General features: G+C 40.1%; 20 protein-coding genes. 9 read left to right on the top strand and 11 right to left on the bottom strand.

Translation table 11 applies throughout. From position 1 onward, the window contains the following. Window positions 1–156: 156 nt before the first annotated feature. The 5 genes from ACTJKA_RS18530 to ACTJKA_RS18510 all read right to left on the bottom strand — a co-directional run bounded on the left by ACTJKA_RS18530 (window position 157) and on the right by ACTJKA_RS18510 (window position 4984). Window positions 157–678 (bottom strand): tubby C-terminal domain-like protein, encoded by a 522-nt coding sequence (locus ACTJKA_RS18530; protein ID WP_268357692.1) that lies wholly within the window; start codon window positions 676–678, stop codon window positions 157–159. A gap of 205 nt (window positions 679–883) precedes the next feature. After that, complete coding sequence (locus ACTJKA_RS18525) at window positions 884–1222, bottom strand: zinc ribbon domain-containing protein YjdM (RefSeq protein WP_039962846.1); 339 nt, start codon at window positions 1220–1222, stop codon at window positions 884–886. A 91-nt stretch (window positions 1223–1313) separates the two neighbouring features. Next, window positions 1314–2453, bottom strand: a complete 1140-nt coding sequence (locus ACTJKA_RS18520; protein WP_440607892.1) for a glycerate kinase — start codon at window positions 2451–2453, stop codon at window positions 1314–1316. Window positions 2454–2482: 29 nt separating this feature from the next. After that, the gene (locus ACTJKA_RS18515; RefSeq protein ID WP_440607891.1) at window positions 2483–3754 is read right to left on the bottom strand and encodes a GntP family permease; all 1272 of its coding nucleotides are present in this window, start codon (window positions 3752–3754) and stop codon (window positions 2483–2485) included. Between the two features lie 117 nt (window positions 3755–3871). After that, window positions 3872–4984 carry a CdaR family transcriptional regulator gene (locus ACTJKA_RS18510; RefSeq protein WP_440607890.1) on the bottom strand — a complete coding sequence of 371 codons (1113 nt, stop codon included), beginning with the start codon at window positions 4982–4984 and terminating at the stop codon, window positions 3872–3874. A gap of 159 nt (window positions 4985–5143) precedes the next feature. On the opposite strand from ACTJKA_RS18510, the gene ACTJKA_RS18505 reads away from it, so the two are divergent. From ACTJKA_RS18505 to ACTJKA_RS18485, 5 genes are all read left to right on the top strand, one after another. Beyond that, on the top strand, window positions 5144–5794 hold the full coding sequence (locus ACTJKA_RS18505) for a TetR/AcrR family transcriptional regulator (RefSeq protein WP_440607889.1): 651 nt from the start codon (window positions 5144–5146) through the stop codon (window positions 5792–5794). Window positions 5795–5863: 69 nt separating this feature from the next. After that, entirely contained in the window at window positions 5864–7117 is a 1254-nt protein-coding gene (locus ACTJKA_RS18500; protein WP_366967560.1) for an MFS transporter, read from the top strand. Further along, window positions 7114–9441, top strand: coding sequence for an FtsX-like permease family protein (locus ACTJKA_RS18495; RefSeq protein WP_440607888.1), 2328 nt, complete (start codon window positions 7114–7116; stop codon window positions 9439–9441). Before ACTJKA_RS18500 ends, ACTJKA_RS18495 begins: the two co-directional genes overlap by 4 nt. Before the next feature lie 13 nt (window positions 9442–9454). Continuing rightward, complete coding sequence (locus ACTJKA_RS18490) at window positions 9455–10216, top strand: ABC transporter ATP-binding protein (protein WP_008347378.1); 762 nt, start codon at window positions 9455–9457, stop codon at window positions 10214–10216. A gap of 658 nt (window positions 10217–10874) precedes the next feature. Further along, a complete protein-coding gene (locus ACTJKA_RS18485) occupies window positions 10875–12053 on the top strand; it encodes a tetratricopeptide repeat protein (protein ID WP_008347380.1) in 1179 nt (392 codons plus the stop codon). 93 nt (window positions 12054–12146) lie between these two features. Here the strand turns inward: ACTJKA_RS18485 and ACTJKA_RS18480 are convergent, their stop codons facing one another. From ACTJKA_RS18480 to ACTJKA_RS18465, 4 genes are all read right to left on the bottom strand, one after another. Continuing rightward, on the bottom strand, window positions 12147–12995 hold the full coding sequence (locus tag ACTJKA_RS18480) for a PRD domain-containing protein (protein WP_008347382.1): 849 nt from the start codon (window positions 12993–12995) through the stop codon (window positions 12147–12149). A gap of 31 nt (window positions 12996–13026) precedes the next feature. Continuing rightward, window positions 13027–14493, bottom strand: coding sequence for a glycoside hydrolase family 1 protein (locus ACTJKA_RS18475; protein WP_008347383.1), 1467 nt, complete (start codon window positions 14491–14493; stop codon window positions 13027–13029). 4 nt (window positions 14494–14497) lie between these two features. Next, the gene (locus ACTJKA_RS18470) at window positions 14498–16357 is read right to left on the bottom strand and encodes a beta-glucoside-specific PTS transporter subunit IIABC (protein WP_336750376.1); all 1860 of its coding nucleotides are present in this window, start codon (window positions 16355–16357) and stop codon (window positions 14498–14500) included. Between the two features lie 330 nt (window positions 16358–16687). Further along, window positions 16688–17641, bottom strand: coding sequence for a hypothetical protein (locus ACTJKA_RS18465; RefSeq protein ID WP_268357695.1), 954 nt, complete (start codon window positions 17639–17641; stop codon window positions 16688–16690). 182 nt (window positions 17642–17823) lie between these two features. Here ACTJKA_RS18465 and ACTJKA_RS18460 point away from each other — a divergent pair, with 182 nt between their 5' ends. Both ACTJKA_RS18460 and ACTJKA_RS18455 read left to right on the top strand, forming a co-directional pair. Then, a complete protein-coding gene (locus tag ACTJKA_RS18460; protein ID WP_268357696.1) occupies window positions 17824–18375 on the top strand; it encodes a PadR family transcriptional regulator in 552 nt (183 codons plus the stop codon). A gap of 4 nt (window positions 18376–18379) precedes the next feature. After that, window positions 18380–18868: a DUF4188 domain-containing protein gene (locus tag ACTJKA_RS18455; RefSeq protein WP_035390052.1), complete on the top strand. Its 489-nt coding sequence runs from the start codon at window positions 18380–18382 to the stop codon at window positions 18866–18868. Window positions 18869–18878: 10 nt separating this feature from the next. Here the strand turns inward: ACTJKA_RS18455 and ACTJKA_RS18450 are convergent, their stop codons facing one another. Beyond that, window positions 18879–19502 carry an NUDIX hydrolase gene (locus tag ACTJKA_RS18450; protein ID WP_008347394.1) on the bottom strand — a complete coding sequence of 208 codons (624 nt, stop codon included), beginning with the start codon at window positions 19500–19502 and terminating at the stop codon, window positions 18879–18881. A 170-nt stretch (window positions 19503–19672) separates the two neighbouring features. Here ACTJKA_RS18450 and ACTJKA_RS18445 point away from each other — a divergent pair, with 170 nt between their 5' ends. Both ACTJKA_RS18445 and ACTJKA_RS18440 read left to right on the top strand, forming a co-directional pair. Continuing rightward, window positions 19673–19879: a helix-turn-helix transcriptional regulator gene (locus ACTJKA_RS18445; RefSeq protein ID WP_008347396.1), complete on the top strand. Its 207-nt coding sequence runs from the start codon at window positions 19673–19675 to the stop codon at window positions 19877–19879. After that, window positions 19876–20556, top strand: coding sequence for a DUF3169 family protein (locus ACTJKA_RS18440; RefSeq protein ID WP_024720464.1), 681 nt, complete (start codon window positions 19876–19878; stop codon window positions 20554–20556). Before ACTJKA_RS18445 ends, ACTJKA_RS18440 begins: the two co-directional genes overlap by 4 nt. A gap of 47 nt (window positions 20557–20603) precedes the next feature. On the opposite strand, the gene ACTJKA_RS18435 is transcribed toward ACTJKA_RS18440, so the two are convergent. Next, window positions 20604–21950, bottom strand: a complete 1347-nt coding sequence (locus tag ACTJKA_RS18435; protein ID WP_052320580.1) for an amino acid permease — start codon at window positions 21948–21950, stop codon at window positions 20604–20606. Window positions 21951–21994 lie beyond the last annotated feature (44 nt).

Here is a 21994-nt window from a genome sequence, read left to right as displayed (position 1 = left end):
AATCATCTGCCTTTTTTAAGGTGAGGTTAAGGTAATCATTTTAATAAGATCTTATTGCACGAAAGGGACTTCACTAAATTTTATAGGAATTAGAACCTAAATCATAAATAGTATATTTTCAAATTCTTTAAGTATGATAAAACATATTAACTTCAGCTACTCCCTCAACATAAAGATATAATAGAGGCAAGCGATAAGATGTAGAGTTAGGTCACCTTGTCTTTTTTCAATACTGACTGTTGCAGGTGGTATTATTTTATCGTATGTAATGTCAGCGATGGTCTGCTTTGAGTCTTCCAATCTAACACGTTTATCTGCGAAACCTTTCTTTAGATAATAGGTAGTATCATTGATGATGAAACGCATCGTTGGATTTGTTTTGATTTTAGTTTGATCTTCGAATATCAACCTTCCTTTCTCCTTACATTCTATGCTCCAATTTGAGCGGTACATAGATCTGAAGGATAAATTTTCTGTAGCTTTTACAACAGTATTCAAATTTGCATCCATAACCTCAACATTCACAAAAAACTCATCAAAAATATGATCCAAAATTCTCTCAACTTTATTTTTATAAAATCTTTTTATGAATCCAATGGGGACACCTTCTTTATTGATAATAGGGATGCATTTAGTCGTTTTTTTCATAACAGTTTTTTTGAAATATCCAAATTCCACTTCTACCACCCCATCGATAACTGATCTTCAAAAATAAAAGCTTTATAAAAATATAAAACACCTAATGAGCAAAGGAATTGAATCCCTTTGACAATTTAGGTGTTTTTTATACGTTAACAACAATCATATACATCATTCTTCTTCAGCATTTATAGTAAGCTTGTCATGACCAAATTCTAATTATGAGAAGAACATTTCTTTGTCATTATACTTTCTTCACAAACTCCGATTTTAACTTCATCGCGCCAAAGCTAGGAATTTTACAATCAATATTATGATCGCCTTCGACTAAACGAATCCCTTTGACCTTCGTTCCTATTTTTAAAACCGAAGAAGAACCTTTGACTTTTAAATCTTTAATCACAGTGACCGTGTCACCATCACTTAATAGATTTCCATTCGCATCTTTGACAACAAGCTGCTCCTCTGCCACTTGTTCTTGTTCTAGCGACCACTCATGCGCACATTCAGGACAAATAAGCATGCTGCCATCCTCGTATGTATAGGTTGAACTGCACGATGGACAATTCGGTAGATTAGACATTTGTGTTTCCTCCAACTTTTTTTCATTTAGAACCATTTTACCACATTTCTATAGAAAGGAATGTGATAGAAAAGGAAACATTTTTCATCATTTACTTATCTCTTCCAAATGTCATGACAGCCGCAATATTCCTTGCTGTTCTCTCTACATACACACTGGCATCATGCATGGCTTCGGCCAGAGTCGTGACGCCAGGGACAATACTAAAGAGTGCATCAATGCCATGATCATGTACGACTGCACTGTCTTTTGAGAGGGACCCAGCGATGCCAATGACAGGGAGTCCATATTGTTTCGCAGCTTTGGCTACACCGATTGGCGTTTTGCCGTAAATGGTCTGCTGATCAATCCGCCCTTCCCCTGTAATGACTAGGTCAGCGTCCTTGAGTACGTCAGCAAAATGTACGGCTTTCAGTACAATATCGATTCCCTTTTGCAGATCAGCCTGTAAAAAGCCTAATAAACTCGCGCCCAGTCCTCCTGCCGCTCCTGCACCTGCCGCATCTCCAAAGGAGACATGAAGCTGCTGCTTAGCCACTTGTGCAAAATGAGATAAATTCTTGTCCAACAGTTGAACCATTTCTGTATCTGCTCCCTTTTGAGGACCGAACACAGCAGACGCTCCTCTTTCACCCGTTAAAGGATTATTCACATCACACGCCACTTCCAGACGGACTGATCGCAATCTTGGATCCAGTCGAGATAGATCAATAGAAGCTAATTGATTCAGTGATCCACCGCCCGGCGTGAGATCTTGGCCTGCTTTATCGAGAAAAGAAGCACCTAAACTTTGCATCATGCCAACGCCGCCATCATTTGTTGCGCTTCCGCCAAGCCCAATGATTAAATGCTTCGCACCTTTATCCAGCGCTGCAAGCATTAATTCTCCTGTCCCTCTAGACGTCGTGAATAAGGGGTTCCGTTTTTCTGACGGGACAAGATGTAATCCTGATGCTGCTGCCATCTCTATGACAGCTGTCTGCCCATCTCCCAACATACCAAAAAAGGCATCCACAGGTTTGCCAAGCGGGCCTGTGACCACTTGCTGGACAATGGTTCCGCCTGTCGCATCCACTAACGATTGAACTGTGCCTTCTCCTCCATCTGCCATTGGGATTTTCATATATTCTGCATGTGGCAAAATAGAGCGAAATCCTCGTTCAATGGCACATGCTGTCTCATAAGCAGATAAACTTTCTTTAAATGAATCTGGTGCGATCACAATTTTCATCCAAAAACCCCTCGTTTCTCATTAAGTCCTCAGCCGAACAGCTGGAAAATACCAAAGATAATGGTCGATACAACGGTTAATGTCAAACCAATTAACGATTCAAAGGGCATTAATTTCAACCGTTCTTTTATATCCATTTGAACACTTCCTGCCGTTGCATGGAAAAAGCTTCCGTGCGGCATATGGTCGAGAACAGTTGCGCCAGCGTGAATCATAGCTGCGCCTGAAAGGGCAGATACACCAAGACCAATAAGAGTTCCGCTAAATACACCACTTGCAACTGCCGTCCCTGCAGTTGTCGAAGCTGTGGCTGCCGACATAAAAATTCCAGACGTTGGTGCAAGCAAGTAAGGAGGTAATCCCGAAGCGTCAAGCGCCTGAATAAATACCTCTTTCATGGAAGAATTCGATACAATTCCAGCTAATGTACCTGTCCCTAGTAACATGATCGCTACACCTGACATTTTATGCAGCCCTGACATCGCATAATCATTGAGAAACTTCCCTTTTTTCATGAAAAGAGCGCCAACAATTCCTCCTATTGGTAAGGCAATCATTGGATCAATATTTATTTGAAACAACGGTCTCAAGGCTAACAAGAGAATGGTCACAAGTGGGCCTACAAGCGCTTGTAGAAAACCAGGTACTTGAACCTCGCCTTGGTCTGCTCCCTCTTCCAAAACAGGTGTCCCTTTATTCGCAAGCTTTTTGGCTAATACATACGTGACGGCTATCCCGAAAATAGCCGGTATGACACCTGCCGCCATCAGGGAAGTAAGCGGGACACCAAAAGCATCAGAGGCTGCAATGGCATTCGGATTCGGTGACATGATATTCCCTGCCTTCCCTCCTCCAATCATCGCAAGTAAAATCCCCGTTTTAGAAAGTTTTGCACGCTTGGCAATGGCAAGCGCGATTGGTGCTACTGTAATGACTGCTACATCTACAAAAACACCCACCGTTGTTAAAATCATTGTGGCAAGTGCGAGTGCTAAAAGTGCCCTCGCCTCTCCAAGCTTTTTCACGATGGCCTCCGCAATAGATAACGCTGCACCCGACTCAATTAAAACCCCTGCCAGTACACCTGCCGCCATGATTCGAAGAACAGCCGGAATCATGTCCTTTGCACCTTCCATCATGACGTTCACGGTCTGCACAACATCTATACCGCCAACCAAACCGCCAATAAATGCACCTGCCAGCATGCCATAAGCAGGTGATACTTTTTTTAAAATGAGAACAATAGCGATCACAAGCGCAGTCAATGCGCCCAATGTACTTATTGTCACATCTCCACCCATACTCCATCCCTCCTATTTGTCTTTTCTTAATTGTAAGCGTTTACCCATTGGGATCGAGTTGTGAATCCAGATGAACTTCTTTTATTTATTTCTTCTTCCAGTTGTGCAAATGCACAATTAAGACAATTGATGGTCCAATTGTGCTATGTACAGCTCCATCAACTGTTTCACATGACGAGGATCTTTTCCGGTCAATGCCTGGATTTTATCTAAACGATATCGCAGTGTATTGCGGTGAATAAATAGACGATCAACGATTCTTTGTAAGTCCCCGCCCTCTTCAATGTAAACCTTTAACGTTTGAACGAGTTCCGTTTCTTGTATCAGCGGATGATAAAAATCACTCCAGCGTTTGTCCTCTTTGGCGGCTCTCGCTTTTATAAACAAGCTTTCAAGCTGATAAGATTCAAAAACATATATGCTTTCCTCTGGATGGAGCACCTTTCCTAACCGCAGGGCTTCTCTCGCATGCTGAAAGGACACCGGTAATTGACTCATGACCTCAGCGACAGTTCCTACACCCACGAGCACTTGTCCATCAACTGCACCTGCCATTGTTTGCTGCAGCTGTTCGATCACATGCTTGAGTTGATGGTCACATATGGGCTGTCTTAACAGGATTAATTCATGACGGAAGGTCATGCCTAGTAAATCATCCGCATTCTTATCGTAATGAATGGCATGCATCATTTTGTGTACAGTATCCTCGGACGATGGAATCGGCTGAAAAACAATAGCCATTCGCCGCTTGTCTAGATCCATTCCAAGCCAGTCAGCACGGTGCTTCAGCTGATGATCACCCATGTCAGACTCGGAGATGAGCTGATTCACAATTTCACTCTCTATTCGCTGCCGCCACTGGAAGCGTTCAAGTAGAAAAGACTGCTCTAATACGAGTTCAGCTGCCATTTTCACCAGCTCGGCATGATGACGAATGCCCTCTGGTTCACCCGTAATCCCAATGACACCAACAACTTGTTCCCGAAAGCAAATAGGCAGATTGATTCCAGGCCTCACGCCTTTTAAGCGGTGGGATGTCTCATGATCAATCTCCACACTATCTCCGCTTGACAGCACTAGACGTGCTCCATCATGTTTTTGTCCAATCCTTTTTCGTTCACCAGACCCAATAATGACACCATCCGCATTCATGACATTGATGTTTTGATGTAAAATATGCATCGTACGTTCAACCATCTCTTGCGCCAATTCACTGGTTAAAAATTGCATTCAGCATCTCTCCTGAAGGGGTTTTCATTCAATGTATCATAGTGTCATTGCACAATAAATGCAAAGCTTAAAAAACAGCCGTTGACAAAGATACGCCAAAAAGTGTTTAATCAAATCAAGGGACCGACCGACAGTCTAGTCAAAAGAAAGGATGGCTTTATGAGAACCGTTAAACATCCTGAGGAACGCAAAAATGACATCTTAAATGCAGCAGAGAAGCTTTTTTCAACCAAAGGCTATCAGCAAACCACAATTATTGACATCCTCAAAGCCGTTGGCATTGCAAAAGGCACATTCTATTATTACTTTACTTCCAAAGAAGAAGTGATGGATGCAATCATTGACCGGATCATAAAAGCAGATATCATCGAGGCAAAGCGTATTGCCGCTGATCCAGATATCTCAGTGGTCGATAAATTATTTCGCATCATCATGGCACAATCTCCTAAACAGGGCAGCCATAAAGAAGGCATGATCGAACAATTTCATCAGCCTGCTAATGCAGAGATGCACCAAAAAAGCTTGATCAAAGCCATTACAGAGCTATCACCCGTTTTAGCAGAAGTCATTCAGCAAGGGGTAGAAGAAGGGATATTTCAAACGGATTACCCACAAGAAACTGTCGAATTTCTCCTCGCTTCTGCACAGGTTATCTTTGATGAGGGACTTTTCCAATGGACCATAGCGGAAAGTATACAACGAGCTCTAGCATTTATCGCAATCCTTGAAGCCTCATTACATGCAGAAAAAGGAAGTTTCTCCTTCCTTCTCCAACGTTTAACTGGAGAACCGGAAGACAATAATCAGTGATTGGTCACTTCAATACCAATCCTGCATACATTATAGACTGACGGTCGGTCTAAAAGGAGAGTGATTTTCATGTCGTTATCAGCCAAAAATGGCTCCACCCATTTTATCTATCTCGTTCTCGGGCAAATTATTTCCGTTTTCGGGTCTTCCTTGATTCGTTTTGTTCTATCTTTACACGTCTTGGATATGACACATCGCGTTGATTTATATGCTCTGCTTTTCGCTTTATCCAATATCCCGCTCCTCCTTTCGCCATTAGCAGGAGCAATTGCTGACCGGTTTAACAGAAGAAATTTGATGATTTTATTTGATGTTCTTACTGGCATTATGATTCTGGCTTTTTATTTCTGGTTATTTTCAGGTCATGATTCGCTTTATATGATTGGAGCCGTCATGATTCTCCTTGGTGTCATGAGTACATTTTATGCTCCTGCTGTGATGTCGAGTATTCCTCAGCTAGTGAAAGAAGAAAAATTAGAACAAGCGAATGGCATCGTGAATGGCGTGCAGGCCCTTTCAGGTGTTGTCGCTCCTATCATTGGCGGCGTTTTATACGGACTCATTGGGAGCCAGATCATCATAGGCGCTAGCAGCATTGTATTTTTTCTATCAGCATGCATGCTTTTACGGTTAAATATCTCTTTCTCACCTAGCCCACTCGCAGAACCGATGACCAAAGTACTCTTGAAAGATATGAAACAAGGATTTTCCTATATCGGAAGCCAGCCATTTTTAAAAAGAGCCATGCTGCTTGCAGCGCTGCTAAATTTCATCCTCACACCATTTTTTATCGTTGGAGGTCCCATTATTTTAAGGGTCACAATGAAAAGCAGTGACATCATGTATGGAATAGGAATGGGCATCATTGAATTTGCCGTCATCGCAGGCGCCCTGCTAGTTGGGCTTGTAGCGAAACATTGGCGCATTCCTACTTTGTATCGCTGGCTGCTCGTCATCGCAGTCATTTTGCTGCCTGTTGCTTTTTCAACATCCAAGGTGGCTCTTCAATTTGGGACATTTCCAGCCTATTTTCTCTTTTTAGCAGGGTGTCTCCCAATTGCCATGCTGCTCACCATGATTTCGATCGTTGTCATCTCACATGTGCAAAAGAAAACACCCAATGCTCAATTAGGAAAAGTCATGGCCAATCTGACAATGGTCTCTCAATGTGCTGCACCGCTCGGTCAAATGATGTACGGGTTCTTGTTCAACACTTTTTCCGCCAGCATGTATGTGACCGTGTTAATCGTCAGCGCCTTGATGTTTGCACTTGCCTTCCTTACAAAAAATATGCTTCGACATGAAGGAGAATCAGCCTCATGAGATTGACGTTTATCAAGAAAGACCTAACCCGCCACCGTCTCATTTCAATCGGCTTAACCCTTTGCATCATGATGACATCATTTTTAGCAACAAGCGCTGCGCAAATGACAGTCCAGTTGAATGGTTCCATTTCTGATTTACTCCAATCAGCCAAAGCACCAGACTTTGTCCAAATGCACGATGGGAGCTTAGATGAAAAAGCGGTCGATACATTTTCAAGTAAACAGTCGATGGTGAAGGCACATCAAATTGTTCCAATGATTCCGATCGAACATGTCAGCATCAAGTTCGGGCAGGAGCCTGCTCAAGCGGGTGTGATGGATCATTTATTTGTAAAGCAAAATCGCTATTTTGATTTCCTTTTAAACGAACGAAATGAAAAGCTCACTGTCAATAAAGGAGAAGTAGCAGTCCCTATTTATTTTCAACAAAAATACCACTTAAAGATTGGCGAAAGGTTACTCATTACAAAAGGCTCTCATCAATTCTCTTTTCAAATCAAAACGTTCTTACGAGATGCCCAAATGAATCCAAGTCTTGTCAGTTCAAAGAGATTTCTTCTGCATGATGCGGACTGGGCGGCACTGAATCAAGTGTTTCAAAAAAAGGAGTACTTAATTGAATTTTTATTGCATGATGCTGGTCAAGCAGATGCTTTTCAATCACTCTATCAATCATCTGAGCTGCCACAACAGGGGCCTGCTGTCACATTACCCCTGCTTCGCATGCTGAATGCCCTAACAGATGGTATGGTGATCGCCATTCTCCTTCTTGTCTGCTTTCTGCTCATTAGCATTTCTCTCCTCTCTCTTCGTCTCGCTATGACCGCCGCTATAGAAGAGGATGAACGTGAAATTGGAATCTTAAAAGTACTTGGAATCCCTTTATCAAAAATCAAACAATTATACGTTGGGAAATATGCTGTGCTTGCCTGTATAGGGTGTATAGCAGGATATTTAATGACGCTCATGTTTGGTGATTTGTTTACAGCCAATATTCAGCAATATATGGGGAATCGCCTCTCTTTTATTCATCAGGTGATCCCGCTTTTGGTGTCAATTTTGACGGCAATGATCGTCATCTCATTCAGCTATGCTGTCCTAAGGAGATTTGGTCAAATATCAGCCGCTCAAGCCATTCAAGGCGGCATAAGCTCACCAAGCCATAAAAAACAAATTCCTATGCACCTCCAGAAAAACAGATTCCTCCCAGTAAATTTTTGGTTTGGTTTGAAAGATCTGTTCTCGCGAATAAAGATGTATTCAACAATTACTTGTATTATCGCGCTTTGTACATTTTTAATGTTGATGCCGATTCAGTTATGGTACACATTACAATCACCAGATTTCATCACATATCTTGGCTCTGGAAAAAGTGACCTTCGAATTGATATTCGGCAGGGAAATCATTTAGAGAAAAGTACAAATAAAATAGAGTCTATGATTAGCGAAGACCAAGACATTCAAACATCTGCCGTCTATGAAACAACTTCTCTACAAGCCAAAACAATGGAGAATACATTAGAAACGCTCTATTTAGAAACAGGTGATCTATCAGCATTCCCTCTCACCTATTTACAAGGAAGGGAACCGTTGAAGGAGGAAGAGATTGCTTTATCGGTGTTGAGTGCTGACTCACTTCAGAAAAAGATAGGCGAAAAAGTCACTCTCGCCACAAATGGGCAGCAAGTTCAAAAAATGGTTACCGGCATTTATCAAGACGTCACCAACGGAGGGAAAACTGCTAAAGCATTATCTCAGCCTTTTCCTCAATCATCCCTTTGGAAAACCATTCAAATACAATTAAAACAAGGAATAGATATGGCAGGAAAAAAAGCAGCACTTGAAACAAATATGTCTCCTGCAAAAGTGACAGATATGAAAGAATATGTGCATCAAACAATAGGAAGCACCGCATCTCTAGTAAAAGTGATTGCATTATTTTCAACCATCGCAGCTTTTGGAACAGCCAGCCTCATGTTAATGATGTTTCTACACATGTTAAGGGCGAAAGATTTAAATCGTACTCACTTGTTAAGGACGATTGGTTTTTCTCAAAAAGATTTAACCTATCAATACTTAACAAGTTTTATCGTCGTTCTCTCTATTGGTGCCTTCATTGGAGCAATCGCTGTTCATACTATTGGTCCGGCGTTGATGAGTGCAGGCGGAGCATCATTAGGAGCATCCAGCCTTCAGTGGTTAGCCCCGAAATGGGTTTGGATCGTGTATCCTCTCCTGCTGTTTATGGTGAATTTAACTGTCATCTCGTGGTTATTGAAGTCCTTTTTTTCTAGTAAAATCAGCCGTCATACACTTTCATAAGGAGATGTTTCACATGGAACAATTAATTGAAGCGAAACAATTGTCTTTACAAATTGATTCATTAAAAGGACAAAAACAGACCATTCTTAGAAATATTCACTTATCAATTAAACGTGGAGAATTTGTCACCATTATGGGACCTTCAGGATGTGGAAAAACCTCTTTGCTTTATCAACTTAGCGGTATAGAGACATCCTCCAGAGGGGAAATCAAATATAAAGGTCAACTGCTATCAGAAATGACAGACAAACAGTTAACAGCTTTGCGCTTATCAGAGATGGGATTCGTCTTTCAACACAGCCACTTACTAAAAAACCTCAATCTATTTGATAACATCATTGCTGCAGCTTACTTAGCGAAGAAAATGCCGAGAAAAGAAGTCAATGAACGAGCAAAATATCTAATGGAGAAACTTGATATTGATCATTTAGCTGATAGATATTTATCAGAAGTATCAGGAGGACAGCTCCAAAGAGCCTCTATCTGTCGAGCTCTTATGAATGAACCAAACATTCTTTTTGCAGATGAGCCCACAGGTGCTCTTAATTCAAGAACCACAAAGGAAGTCATGGATATTTTTTCACAAATCAATTCTGAAGGAACAACTCTGCTTCTCGTCACCCATGATCCAAAAGTGGCCCTTTGCTCTGAAAGAATTTTGTTTATGAATGACGGTGAAATTTCAGCCCATTTAAATTTAGGAAAATACGATCGCTTCACCGCTGAGAAACGAGAGGCCTTGTTAAACAAGTGGTTACAAAACTTAGGGTTTTAATTGGTGTCAAACAGGCAGAAAGCTGCCTGTTTTATTTTTTCTTACACTCAAAGGAGTAATCCATAGTCAAACTATTTGTTTCTAGTATAATTTTGCCGTCTTCTTGTTGACAAGATTCTGTCAGCAACTCAATTTCTTTGCTATAAAAGTATCTCTTTGAGATATAAAGAGTGACTAAAACAAGTAAAAGCGTCGTCATCACAATTGTCATTTGCCAGTTTAACATTTGAAATCTTTTTTTCATTTCAACATCCTTTCTGAAAGGTCAACACTTGTCTCGAATATTCACCTTTCTCAGTAACTACCAGTTTCTTTCCCAAAATCATCTAGCAACATCATAACTGATTTTCCCTTCTAGATCGACCTTTCATTGTTCTTCTCTCATAGCTAAAATAGCTTTATTTCATATATTCGGCTGGTATTTCCGACCATAAATTTAAAACTAATAGTATCTATCACGTTTTTAGACTTCCAAAAAAAGATTTTAGTCATTTGAATAAACAATCAATCATCGTTACAATATCGTACATCTCATGACATAAGGTCCTTTTTATTACCTCCTGTCAATCACCTCCCTGAAACGATTATATTTTACCAAAAATTGTGATATCGTTTTTTATTGAAACAGGCGAAAGGATGTTAAAGAGGTGAAATTTCCATGACGATCATTTCAGCTGAACAGGTGGGGAACCGTTTAAATGATTGGCGAATTGCCATTCGTAAGCATGATGTACACAATGCAAAGACAATCTACACAGAATTAAAGGAATTACTTCAAGAGATGGAAGAGAATCAGGAGGTCTTGACATACTATTCATTGCTAGAAGGCAAGTTTAAGCTCATGTTATATGAACGAAGAGGTAAAAAACTGAATGAACCGACAGTGCTAGAATACCCTTCTAAAACAAACGACTTAATTGAATACTATTTTTACCTATATAAAGCCCTTTACGCTTCATATAACAGAGACTATGCATCAGCCATCGGACTGTTTAAAATTGCTGAGAAAAAACTACAAAACATTCCTGATGAAATAGAAGTAGCAGAATTTCATACGAAGGTCGCAAACCTATATATGATGCTTCGCCAAAGCCTGATTTCACTTCATTATATTCAGAATGCTATCGATATTTTCAAAGGTCATGATGGCTATGAAAGAAGACTGGCAGCAGCTTTTGTGATCGCAGCCACCAACTTCATGGATATTGGCGATTTCAAAAGAGCTGAGAATTACTACACAAAAGCATTACACATCTCAAATCAATTAAACGATCATTTTCTAGCATCACAGCTTTATCACAATATCAGTATTCTATATGCCGAAGCTGGAGAATCAAAAAAATGTATTGATGCCCTAGAAAAGGCTCTTAGTGATGATGACTACCTTTCATCTTGTTATTTCGAACACTCCATGTTTATGTTACTAAAAGAGCTGCTCTCCATTGATGAAAAGTCGCAAGCTCTCTATTATTTTGAATTAGTCAAACAAAAACAAGAAATAGACAGAAACCCCATCTATACAGCAAAAATGAATTTTCTCTATCACCTATATTTCACTGAAGACATATCCAAAAAAGCTCAAACCTGTTTCGATGACATCAGTATTCTGAAAGAATTAAAGGATGTTGAAGGTGCCCGTGAATTAAGTGCACTAGCTGCCAAACACTTTGAAGAGCTAGGTTCAATTCACCAAGCATATCTCTTTTTGAAGGATGCCTATCAATTGGAACACACTACACTTAATTGGAGGAATTATGATGAAAAAAGTGAGTTTACTCATTTTCGCTTTAGCCATCGTTGTTTTCGGACAAACGGTGTCTTACAATTCGTTAAATGATACAAATCTTAACCCAACAGAACGACCTATTGGAACATAAACCGATACAATACAAATAACCACTTGCCTCATTACAAGGCAAGTGGTCCACATCTATTTTAGTTCTTGATAAGAAATGAGGCGGTGAATATGTACCGCCAGATACGTAAGTTCGTCATTTGGAATAACAATACTGTGCACCTGTTTAATATAATCTTTGATTTTGAAAGCCACATCCATCGCTTGAGGATACAAGTGTGCAATTTGTTCAAACAACTCATTTTCTTGATCTGATAATAATTTATTTGCGTAAAATCTTTCAACAAAGAATTTCACATGTGTAATAAATCGGCTGTAATGAATATTCTCTTGATCCATTTTCATATTCAACGTATAGCGGACGAGATTCACAATACTTCCAATCATCTTGGCATACTTCATGCCATCTTTGGAATCGGACTCTTCACCTAACGCATTAATTAAATGGAAGGCGATATTGGCCGCTTCTTCCTTTGGTAATTGAATGCCCAATGTATTGTTGACTAACTCAAGCGCATAATTACCTACTTCAAATTCTTCGGTATAGTAGTTTTTGATTTCCCAGTATACTCGATTTGTAATATTAATGTTCTTCTTGTGCCGTTCTACTGCAAAATTCAAGTGGTCCATCAAGGTAAAATAGACACCAGAATTCAGACTTGAGTTTAAGCGTTTTTCAGCATATTGAACAATATGCTGAGTTAAATCGATAAACTCTTGTGGCATTGAATCTAATAGTTGGAGAAATTCCTTCGCTCTCATGTTATCGACAGACATAAACACTTGATCTGCCTTCTTTTCTTCAATCATTTGACCTGGTTTTTGTCCATAACCAATCCCACGGCCGAATAGAACCATCTCCTGTTGGTTCTGATCTTCAGCCAGAACCACACTCGAGTTTAAAACTTTTTTGATTTTAAACATCGTCATCACCTGTTTTCATGATTGTGGTTTTTCAATCAAGCGATTCACCATTTGTTTCAATGACCTTTTTGTACCAATAAAATGAGTCTTTACGAGAACGTTTTAATGTACCGTTTCCATCGTCATCTTGATCTACATGAATGAACCCGTATCGTTTTGACATCTGTGATGTACCTGCACTAATAATATCAATTGAGCCCCAGCTCGTATATCCGAAGAGGTCAACGCCTTCTTCCACCGCTTCTCTCATTTGGCGGAAATGCTCTTTGAAATAGTTAATACGATAATCATCGTGAATTGATCCATCACTTTCAACAACATCTTTTGCACCCATGCCGTTTTCTACAATGATCAGTGGTTTTTGATAACGATCATATAATTCTATTAAAGAAATTTTCAGACCAACCGGATCAATTTGCCATCCCCAATCAGTAGATGGAAGGTAAGGATTTTTGACCCCACGGATGGTATTTCCATCCGTTTTTTCTAATCCTTCATCAGCTGATTCAGTTAAAGACATATAGTAGCTGAACGAGATAAAATCTACTGTATTTTCTTTTAAAATAGAAAGATCATCTGATTCCATTTGGATATGAATGTTTTTTCTCTCAAGCATGCGCTTGATAAGCGGCGGGTATTCACCAAATACCTGAACATCTGCATAGAAATAGTTTTCTAAGTTTTGTTTCAATGCCCGCTCCACATCATTCGGATGACAAGTGTGCGGATACGTTGTTAATTTTGTCAGCATACACCCTACTTGACTGCCTGGTATGATGCGATGACAATCTGCTGTTACGAGTGCAGAGGCAATGAATTGATGATGGAGTGCTTGATAAACCGTCTCTTCCTCTTTCCCTTCTGGGCAGCGATCAGGAATAATTCCTGCTGTAATAAAAGAGTGGCGGTGAATACTATCTATTTCATTAAAGGTCAGCCAATATTTCACATCATGCTTATAGCGTTCAAAACATACATTGGCGAACTTAACAAAGAGATCAACGACTTTTCTTTCAACCCAGCCATTATATTTCACGCTCAGTGCTAACGGCATTTCATAATGTGACAGCGTCACAATCGGTTCTATGTTGTGTTTTTTCATTTCTGCAAATAAACGATCGTAAAATTGGAGTCCTTTTTCATTTGGTTCGTTCTCTTCTCCAGTTGGGAAGATACGGCTCCATGCAATAGAAATGCGAAGAGTTTTAAAACCCATTTCAGCAAATAGAGCCAAATCCTCTTTATAGTGATGATAGAAATCAACACCTCTGCGTTTTGGATACTTTTTATCATCTGGGTCTTTCATCGCTCGATCTATATTTTCAGAAGTAACAGCTAGATGCCCTTCATAATCTTCTACACTCAAATTAGACCGGTACATCGCAATATCAGCAACAGATGGGCCCTTTCCATCTACATTCCAAGCGCCTTCTGCTTGGTTGGCGGCAATGGCGCCGCCCCATAAAAATCCTTTTGGAAAACCTTTTATTGTCGTCATATGTTTAGCCTCCTAATTGGGTGATAACCATCAATGTATCTTGGCGATTGACCTCTTGTAATGGCTGTACCTTAATATCATATTGATCTGTATTCGTGATGACAGCAAGCGTAACTGGATCGTATCCTGCTTCCATGATTTTTTCAACATCAAATTCAATGAGTAAATCCCCTGCTTGTACACGATCTCCTGCCTGCACTTTTGGATAAAAATACTGTCCTTCCAACTGTACAGTATCAATGCCAATGTGGAATAATACTTCCACCCCTTTGTCCGTTTTCATACCAAGTGCATGGTTTGTTTCGAACAGCAAGGTGACCTCACCATCTACTGGTGCATATAACGCTCCTTCTGAAGGAACAATGGCAATTCCGTCTCCCATGACCTTTGAAGAGAAAATATCATCTTTTACTTCAGATAGAGAGATCATTTGACCAATCACAGGGCTTTTGAAAGTTTCCCCTGCTCCAATTTGTTCAGCAAATGCATCTTGATCATTTGTCTTTTCTTCTACTTTTTTATCCTTACCTAATACAAAAGCAGCGATAAAAGCAACAACGAAGGAAATGACAGCTCCAATGACAGCAAACATTAGATTTCGTGGAAGCTCATCTGATATAAACATCGACATACTTGCTAATCCAGGACCAACAAGTACAAAAGCTTGTATACCAACTAATCCAATGAAGATCCCGCCAACAAACGAACCAATCATGACACTTCCAAGTACGCGTTTATTTTGAAGTGTCACACCATACAAAGCAGGTTCTGTGATGCCAAAAAATGCTGAAATTCCTGCCGAAATAGCTGTTGATCTGAGTACCTTGTCTTTCGTGCGTAGTGCCACTGCGAAACATGCTCCACTTTCCGCAATATTATGCGCAAGTGATGCTGGTAAATAAAGTGCTTCTTTCCCGAGGTTCCCCATCGTTGTCACTGCATAAGGGACCATTGCTTTGTGCATGCCTGATGCAACCATAAACGGGAGTACCGCTGCTAAAATTGCGACAGCTACCCAGCCTACCGTATTAAACATCGCAAGAATAACGGATGAAAACCCTTGTCCTGCTGTAAAACCAAGTGGTCCTAATAACAGTAACGTAACGGGTACAGTAATGACTAATGACATCATTGGGACAAAGAAAATCCGAATTGGTTTTGGTGAAAATCGTGTGAAGAATTTTTCCATTTGAGCGTAAAGCAATACAGAAAGGATTGCTGGAAACACTTGATACGCATAAGCTATATTTTTTACGTCGAATGACATTAATTGTGCACCTTCAGTAAGCATGGCTGTCATGTTCGGAAGAAGGAGTGCACCGACTGCTGATAATGCGACCAGTGGGTTTACCTTTAGTTTATTTGCCGTTGTGACAGCGACTAGTAATGGCAGGAAGTATAGTGGTGCGTCACCCACCATGTTCAATATTTGATAGGTTTGGCCTTTTGCATCCACCCAGCCTAATAAAGAGAAAAGGAGAAGAAATGATTTTAAAATCCCTCCACCTGCGATAGCCGGAACAAGCGGCTGGAAGACACCCACAATGAAATCTAATAGAACTGTGCCTGCTTTTCTTTTTTCTTTTGGCTGATTGGATGGCACGCCTTGCCCGGATGAGCTGCCGCCCATTAAATTTGTTACCTGTTGATACACTTCAATCACGTCATTCCCAATGACCACTTGGCATTGTCCTGACATTCTGACAGCTATGACACCTGGTATTTTTTCTAATGCTGGTACATCTGCTTTTTTCTGATCAATTAGTGTGAAGCGAAGTCTTGTTGAGCAGTGTTCAAGGTGCGCAATGTTTTCTTTACCACCTACATGCTGTAAAACATCTTTGGCGACTTGTGTGTAATCCATTTCTTTCCCTCCTTTTCTCATACATGAGACCTATATTTTAGCAATAAAAAAAGGATCTAAAACGACAAATTAAAGAAATTCATCGTTTTTAGATCCTGCCTGCATGACCAGTCACATGTCTAATTTATTTATATTGGATTTGTTTTTAGTATATATTGATTATATGAAAGCGTCAACATTTATTTTTCTGAAATTTATTAAGGTCTATATACCCAAAATACTTTTCTTTATTTACTTAAAGCAACTCTTTTGTTCCTTCTATCATCAATCAACAAAATGTTTCTCCATAAAAAAACAGATAAGTTGATTCACTCATCTGGTTTAAGATGCCTATTTTCTCTTTTCTTCTGCTTTCTTTTTAAATGCTTTCGCTTGTTTTTCATATTCCTTTTTCGTGACAGCTTTTAACTCTACTGAATCGCCTGTCATGATATATGGTCTAGGGAGTTTTTTAAATTCCTGATACGTGAAAGCTTTTATCTCTATAGTACCGTTAGTCTTTTTAATTGGCAGTTTGATTGATTTTGCATCTCGATCAGTCGAACCTATAATGACACCTCGTTCAATTATAGGATCGTAGCTCATGTCTAAATAGTCTCCACCATCAGTTTCGCCCCCGACCTCTAATTTCATTTCTTTATAGGGCTTACACCCTTCTTCAGAAACAGTTGTTATTAGAAAAGTGCCGAGCCATCCATTCTCAATATGCATGCTTTCCACTTGTAAAAATAGTTGTTTGTCCTCTGCCGTATATAGAAAACCATATACCTTCGCTACTTTATCCCTGAAGTGTCTCATATTGTCATAAAATCTAGTTTCTGATGTATCAACTAGATGTTGATGTCGATCTTGAAGTTTTTTGTGATACGAATCTAGCTTTTTTCGATTGGTTGCTTTATATATCCTGCTTTTCTTATCACCTTGTTTTTTTACAGATAGGTCTTTCCCAGACATTTGAACTTCGTATATGATTGTTTCTTTGCCTTGTTTGACTCGAAATTCATAACCGTTTTCCTTTGAACTCCCGGACACTACATATTGTTTTTTATATATTTTGGGATCCCACCATATTTCTTCTATATACTTTTCATTCAAATGCCCCGTTACTTTGCCTTTATTCTCAGATATCTCAAACCAGCTCATTCTATCCTTCGTTTTATACGCAAATGCATAGGCATGATTCAATGAATTCTTTTGTGCGATTGCTTGATAGGCTATCCAGCCGCCTCCACCAATCAGTAGTACCGCCAGAATAGTCATGATCCAGATTTTTGATTTACTCATATGTCCCCTCCAAACTATGATCGTTCACTCTATATGAAGGATTCATCTTATTGATTAACCAATCAGTGATCTCTTCACCTCCTTTCTAGCATTTATTTTTTTCTCATACCTCTTGTATCTGCAGTTATACATCGTTTATTATATATCTAAATGATATATCTTTTAGATAGGTGTGTTGATCAATGAAAAAATACAATGATACGACGTATGCGATTTTGGGGATTTTAACGACAGATTGTAAGTCTGGGTATGAAGTGAAGCAATTAATTGATAGGAGCTTGCATCACTTTTGGAAAATTAGTTATGGACAAATTTATCCAGCTTTAAAGTTAATAGTCGAGGAAGGGCTTGCGAAGGTTGCACCCACTTCTACAACTGGCCGCTCAGACAAGCGGGAATATCATCTAACTGAAAAAGGGCTGGACACGTTGAGGCAATGGCTGGCACAGCCGCTCGATCAAGTACCATCAGAACGAAATGAGGTGTTATTAAAGTTATTTTTTGGTCAATATCTTTCGTTTGAGAAAAAATTGGTGCTTTTACAGGATTATGAGAGGCAGCTCCGTATCCGTTATGAGACATATGTTGCGATTGAACAAAACATTCAAGAGCTGTATCCAGATGAAGCTGATGCGAAGTATTGGCTGTATACGTTAGATTACGGAAAGAAAGTGGCGCAGGCTGGAATTGATTGGTGCGTGGAGACCTGTGAATCGATGAAGGAAGAAGGGTGAACAAATGAAAAAAAATATACGTGCTGGCAGGTATACAACAGACAATTCTGAGCCGATTGTTGTGTTCATTATCGGAATGAGAATCAATAAACGCTGGGCTGTTCATCAATGGCTGCCAGTATTTAAGGCGATGCCGGGGATGATCAAAGAACTTTATACACATCAAGAAGAACTTGGTTTTCTCGGGACAGAAAATTACTTCGGTTTACGCACCACCACCATGATCCAATATTGGAAATCAACAGAGGACCTCCTTGCCTACGCCAAGATGGAGAAGCATTTGACTGCTTGGAAAGGATTCAACCAAAGAGCACGACATAATGACGCGGTCGGAATTTATCATGAAACGTATCAAATTCAAGCCGGCTCATATGAATCTATCTACGTGAACATGCCTTCATATGGATTGAGCCAAGCTAAAGCGCCCATCCTAATTGGAAAAGGGAAAGGAAAAGAAACCGCAAAAGAACGCCTTTCTACAACAAATTCCTAGAGCTGATTCTCTAGGAATTTCTTTTTGCAACCATCACAAAATGTTTTAATATGCGGGCAGTTAATCCCCAAATGGTGTAACGATCGTAATCATAAAACCACTCCTCAATCGAACGACTCCCCCAGCTGTATTTTTCACCATTCATGATTTTTTCATAAGGAAAGTCCTCTCCTGGTGTTGGCTGCACCGATACATGGTGTAAGTACGGTTCGTATTGGCTGAGCCATGATAGAGGCACAGTAAAGGTCTCCTCTACTTCTTCTTGATTAAAGGAATGTTTGACCTGCTGTTCATCAATAATCCCGACAAATGGATATACCACAAAGGATGGTGAGGCAATATAAGGACTGAGCTGTCCTAACACCTTGACCGATTCGGGCGGAATCCCTAGTTCTTCATATGTTTCCCGCAGTGCAGCTTCTTGTGCAGTTTCGCCGCCGTCGAGTTTGCCTCCTGGAAAGCTAATATCGCCAGGTTGTTTTCTCATCGTCAGTGATCGCACTTCAAATAAAACATGCCATTCCCCGTCTACTTGCACCAAAGGGACAAGGACTGCCGCTTTGAACGCTGTCTCTTCTCCGATAAATAATGGCTGTGATTGATGTAAGTCACTTTTTAATTGATCAATGAACATGGGCATCACCTATTTTCCGTTTCTCTTTTCTTTAGCGTATCATTGATTTCCTTTTGAATAAAGGCGATCTTTCTGACAATTATTTTTATCATTTTGACAACTATACTTGTCAAAATGAATATAATACTTTACAATCAAGATAACATTTTGATCAGAGTTGAGGTGACAGAATGAAAAATCGGCTAAAAGAGTTGCGGGCACGTGATGGTTTAAACCAGACGGAGCTTGCGAAACGGGCAAAGGTTTCCCGCCAGACGATCAGCTTAATGGAACGAGATGAATTAATGCCGTCTCTCTTACTTGCTATGAGGCTTTCACGTATTTTTCAAGAACCCATTGAACATATTTTTCTATTCGAGGAGGATGAACTCACATGAAAACTGTATACAAAATGCTCTTAGGTGCTCTCCTTGGTTTTCTCGGTGCTTACTGTTTGCTGGCATCCGAATTTGAGCTGACACTTCTGCAAGCTGCATTTGAAGCGACTCTTGTCATCACTGGCTTGACAGTTCTATTCATCATTTATTGTTTTTCAGGCATTTCACGCATGAAGAAAAGAGTCTCTCTTTCGGTATCTGGTGATGAGGAGGATGAACTCGAGGTAAAACAGTATCGAACCTTTACTGATGTAACGTTAGCTAATACGGTGAGTACCATTTTATCGATTATTGCAATTGGAATTTCCATCGTAACCGAGCAGCCACCTTGGCTGATTCTCGCAAATGCTGCCTTATTTTTGATCACCGTCATTCTTTCTTATGTGTCGACCTCTGTCCTAAAGCTCGTCTATCCTAATCGTCACCTACCTAGTCCAACCGATAAAGATTATGGCAAAAAACTGCTCGCCATTTCTGATGAAGGCGAAAAGCATGTGATGCTCGATGGGCTTTTTCACACTTTTCAAATGATGAATATTTTATTGACCGGTGCCATGTTTATTTTGATTGTCTATTCTCTTGGCGCCAATCACTCTCAACTCTTCTCCATCATCGTCATTGGACTTGTTCTAATCATTCTTAATGCATACTATATGTTGAAGATTAGAAATCGTTAAATAAGCAAAAGCACAGCCATTTAAAAAGGCTGTGCTTTTTCCGTTCATTATGCTGAACGGCGTTTCTTTCGTGCATAAATCAAAAATAGGAACCCAAACCATACTGGTGTCAATAACAGAGCTGGACGTGTCGCATCAGCGAAAAGCATGATGACAAGAATGGAAGCAAAGAGCACAAGAACCGCTATATTCACAAAAGGTGTAAATGGCGCTTTAAAGGTAGACGCCTTATGCAGTTCAGGACGTGTTTTCTTATATTTCAGATGGCATATTAAAATAATACTCCATACCCAAATGAAACAAATGGCACTAATCGTAGTCACAATACCAAAGGCTTGTTCAGGAATCAGCTTGCTTAAAAGAGCCCCTACTGACACCACAATTGTCGAAACAAACAGGGCATTACTTGGAACAGCATGCTTATTTAGTCGGCCAAAAGATGCCGGTCCTTGTTTTTGATGACTGAGATTATACAAAATTCGGCTCGTTGAGAACATACCGCTATTACAAGCAGACGCCGCAGATGTCAGGACGACAAAGTTGATGAGTCCCGCCGCTACTGGTATCCCAATGAGCCCAAAGGTTTTCACAAAAGGACTTTCTGATGCACTGAGTTCTGTCCATGGGTTGATGCATAGTAATACAAAAATCGCACCTACATAGAAAAAGAGAATTCTTAATGGAATTTTATTAATCGCAGACGGGATATTTTTTTGCGGATTCGCTGTTTCTGCTGCTGACACACCGACAAGTTCCACGCCCACATACGCAAAAATCACCATCTGGAATGACAATAAGAAGCCTGTCACACCATTTGGAAATAATCCTCCGTGTGACCACAGATTCGTTACCGTCACGGGCCCTGCATCTGTTTGAAAACCAATGATTAACAGGACAATTCCAACGCCAATCAACAGTAATATCGTAATCACTTTAATAAGTGCAAACCAAAATTCCATTTCTCCAAAAAGCTTCACCGTTAATAAATTAAATCCTAGCAAAATCAATAAACAAATAATAGCAGGAATCCACTGCGGAATATCAAACCAGTACTGCACATACACCCCGACCGCAATAACATCCGCCATCGCTGTCATAATCCAGCAAAACCAATACGTCCATCCTGTCACAAAGGAAGCCCATGGTCCAAGATAATCCTCTGCTATATCCGTTAAAGACTGATAGCCCGCCTTAGATAAGAGCAATTCTCCAAGTGCCCTCATGACAAAAAAGATGGCCATTCCGACAATTAAGTACGCAAAAATGATCGATGGTCCTGCCAATTGAATGGCTTTTCCAGACCCTAAAAACAGCCCAGTTCCAATCGTTCCGCCAATGGCAATTAATTGAACATGACGGTTTGATAAATCTCGCTTTAACTCTTGTTGTGCCAATTTCAACACCCTCCTACGACACGATCCTATACTGAAATAATGAA

Source organism: Bacillus sp. 22190 (assembly GCF_052045575.1).
Lineage (GTDB): Bacteria > Bacillota > Bacilli > Bacillales > Bacillaceae > Bacillus > Bacillus altitudinis.
Note: the sequence above shows the minus strand (reverse complement) of the source record. Positions and strands in the feature narration are given on the sequence as shown.

Bases quoted from the DNA above. Each gene is read 5' to 3' on its own strand.
- ACTJKA_RS18525 (WP_039962846.1), bottom strand. From the start codon at position 1,222: ATGTCTAATCTACCGAATTGTCCATCGTGCAGTTCAACCTATACATAC.
- ACTJKA_RS18520 (WP_440607892.1), bottom strand. From the start codon at position 2,453: ATGAAAATTGTGATCGCACCAGATTCATTTAAAGAAAGTTTATCTGCT.
- ACTJKA_RS18515 (WP_440607891.1), bottom strand. From the start codon at position 3,754: ATGGGTGGAGATGTGACAATAAGTACATTGGGCGCATTGACTGCGCTT.
- ACTJKA_RS18510 (WP_440607890.1), bottom strand. From the start codon at position 4,984: ATGCAATTTTTAACCAGTGAATTGGCGCAAGAGATGGTTGAACGTACG.
- ACTJKA_RS18505 (WP_440607889.1), top strand. From the start codon at position 5,144: ATGAGAACCGTTAAACATCCTGAGGAACGCAAAAATGACATCTTAAAT.
- ACTJKA_RS18500 (WP_366967560.1), top strand. From the start codon at position 5,864: ATGTCGTTATCAGCCAAAAATGGCTCCACCCATTTTATCTATCTCGTT.
- ACTJKA_RS18495 (WP_440607888.1), top strand. From the start codon at position 7,114: ATGAGATTGACGTTTATCAAGAAAGACCTAACCCGCCACCGTCTCATT.
- ACTJKA_RS18490 (WP_008347378.1), top strand. From the start codon at position 9,455: ATGGAACAATTAATTGAAGCGAAACAATTGTCTTTACAAATTGATTCA.
- ACTJKA_RS18485 (WP_008347380.1), top strand. From the start codon at position 10,875: ATGACGATCATTTCAGCTGAACAGGTGGGGAACCGTTTAAATGATTGG.
- ACTJKA_RS18480 (WP_008347382.1), bottom strand. From the start codon at position 12,995: ATGTTTAAAATCAAAAAAGTTTTAAACTCGAGTGTGGTTCTGGCTGAA.
- ACTJKA_RS18475 (WP_008347383.1), bottom strand. From the start codon at position 14,493: ATGACGACAATAAAAGGTTTTCCAAAAGGATTTTTATGGGGCGGCGCC.
- ACTJKA_RS18470 (WP_336750376.1), bottom strand. From the start codon at position 16,357: ATGGATTACACACAAGTCGCCAAAGATGTTTTACAGCATGTAGGTGGT.
- ACTJKA_RS18465 (WP_268357695.1), bottom strand. From the start codon at position 17,641: ATGAGTAAATCAAAAATCTGGATCATGACTATTCTGGCGGTACTACTG.
- ACTJKA_RS18460 (WP_268357696.1), top strand. From the start codon at position 17,824: ATGAAAAAATACAATGATACGACGTATGCGATTTTGGGGATTTTAACG.
- ACTJKA_RS18455 (WP_035390052.1), top strand. From the start codon at position 18,380: ATGAAAAAAAATATACGTGCTGGCAGGTATACAACAGACAATTCTGAG.
- ACTJKA_RS18450 (WP_008347394.1), bottom strand. From the start codon at position 19,502: ATGTTCATTGATCAATTAAAAAGTGACTTACATCAATCACAGCCATTA.
- ACTJKA_RS18445 (WP_008347396.1), top strand. From the start codon at position 19,673: ATGAAAAATCGGCTAAAAGAGTTGCGGGCACGTGATGGTTTAAACCAG.
- ACTJKA_RS18440 (WP_024720464.1), top strand. From the start codon at position 19,876: ATGAAAACTGTATACAAAATGCTCTTAGGTGCTCTCCTTGGTTTTCTC.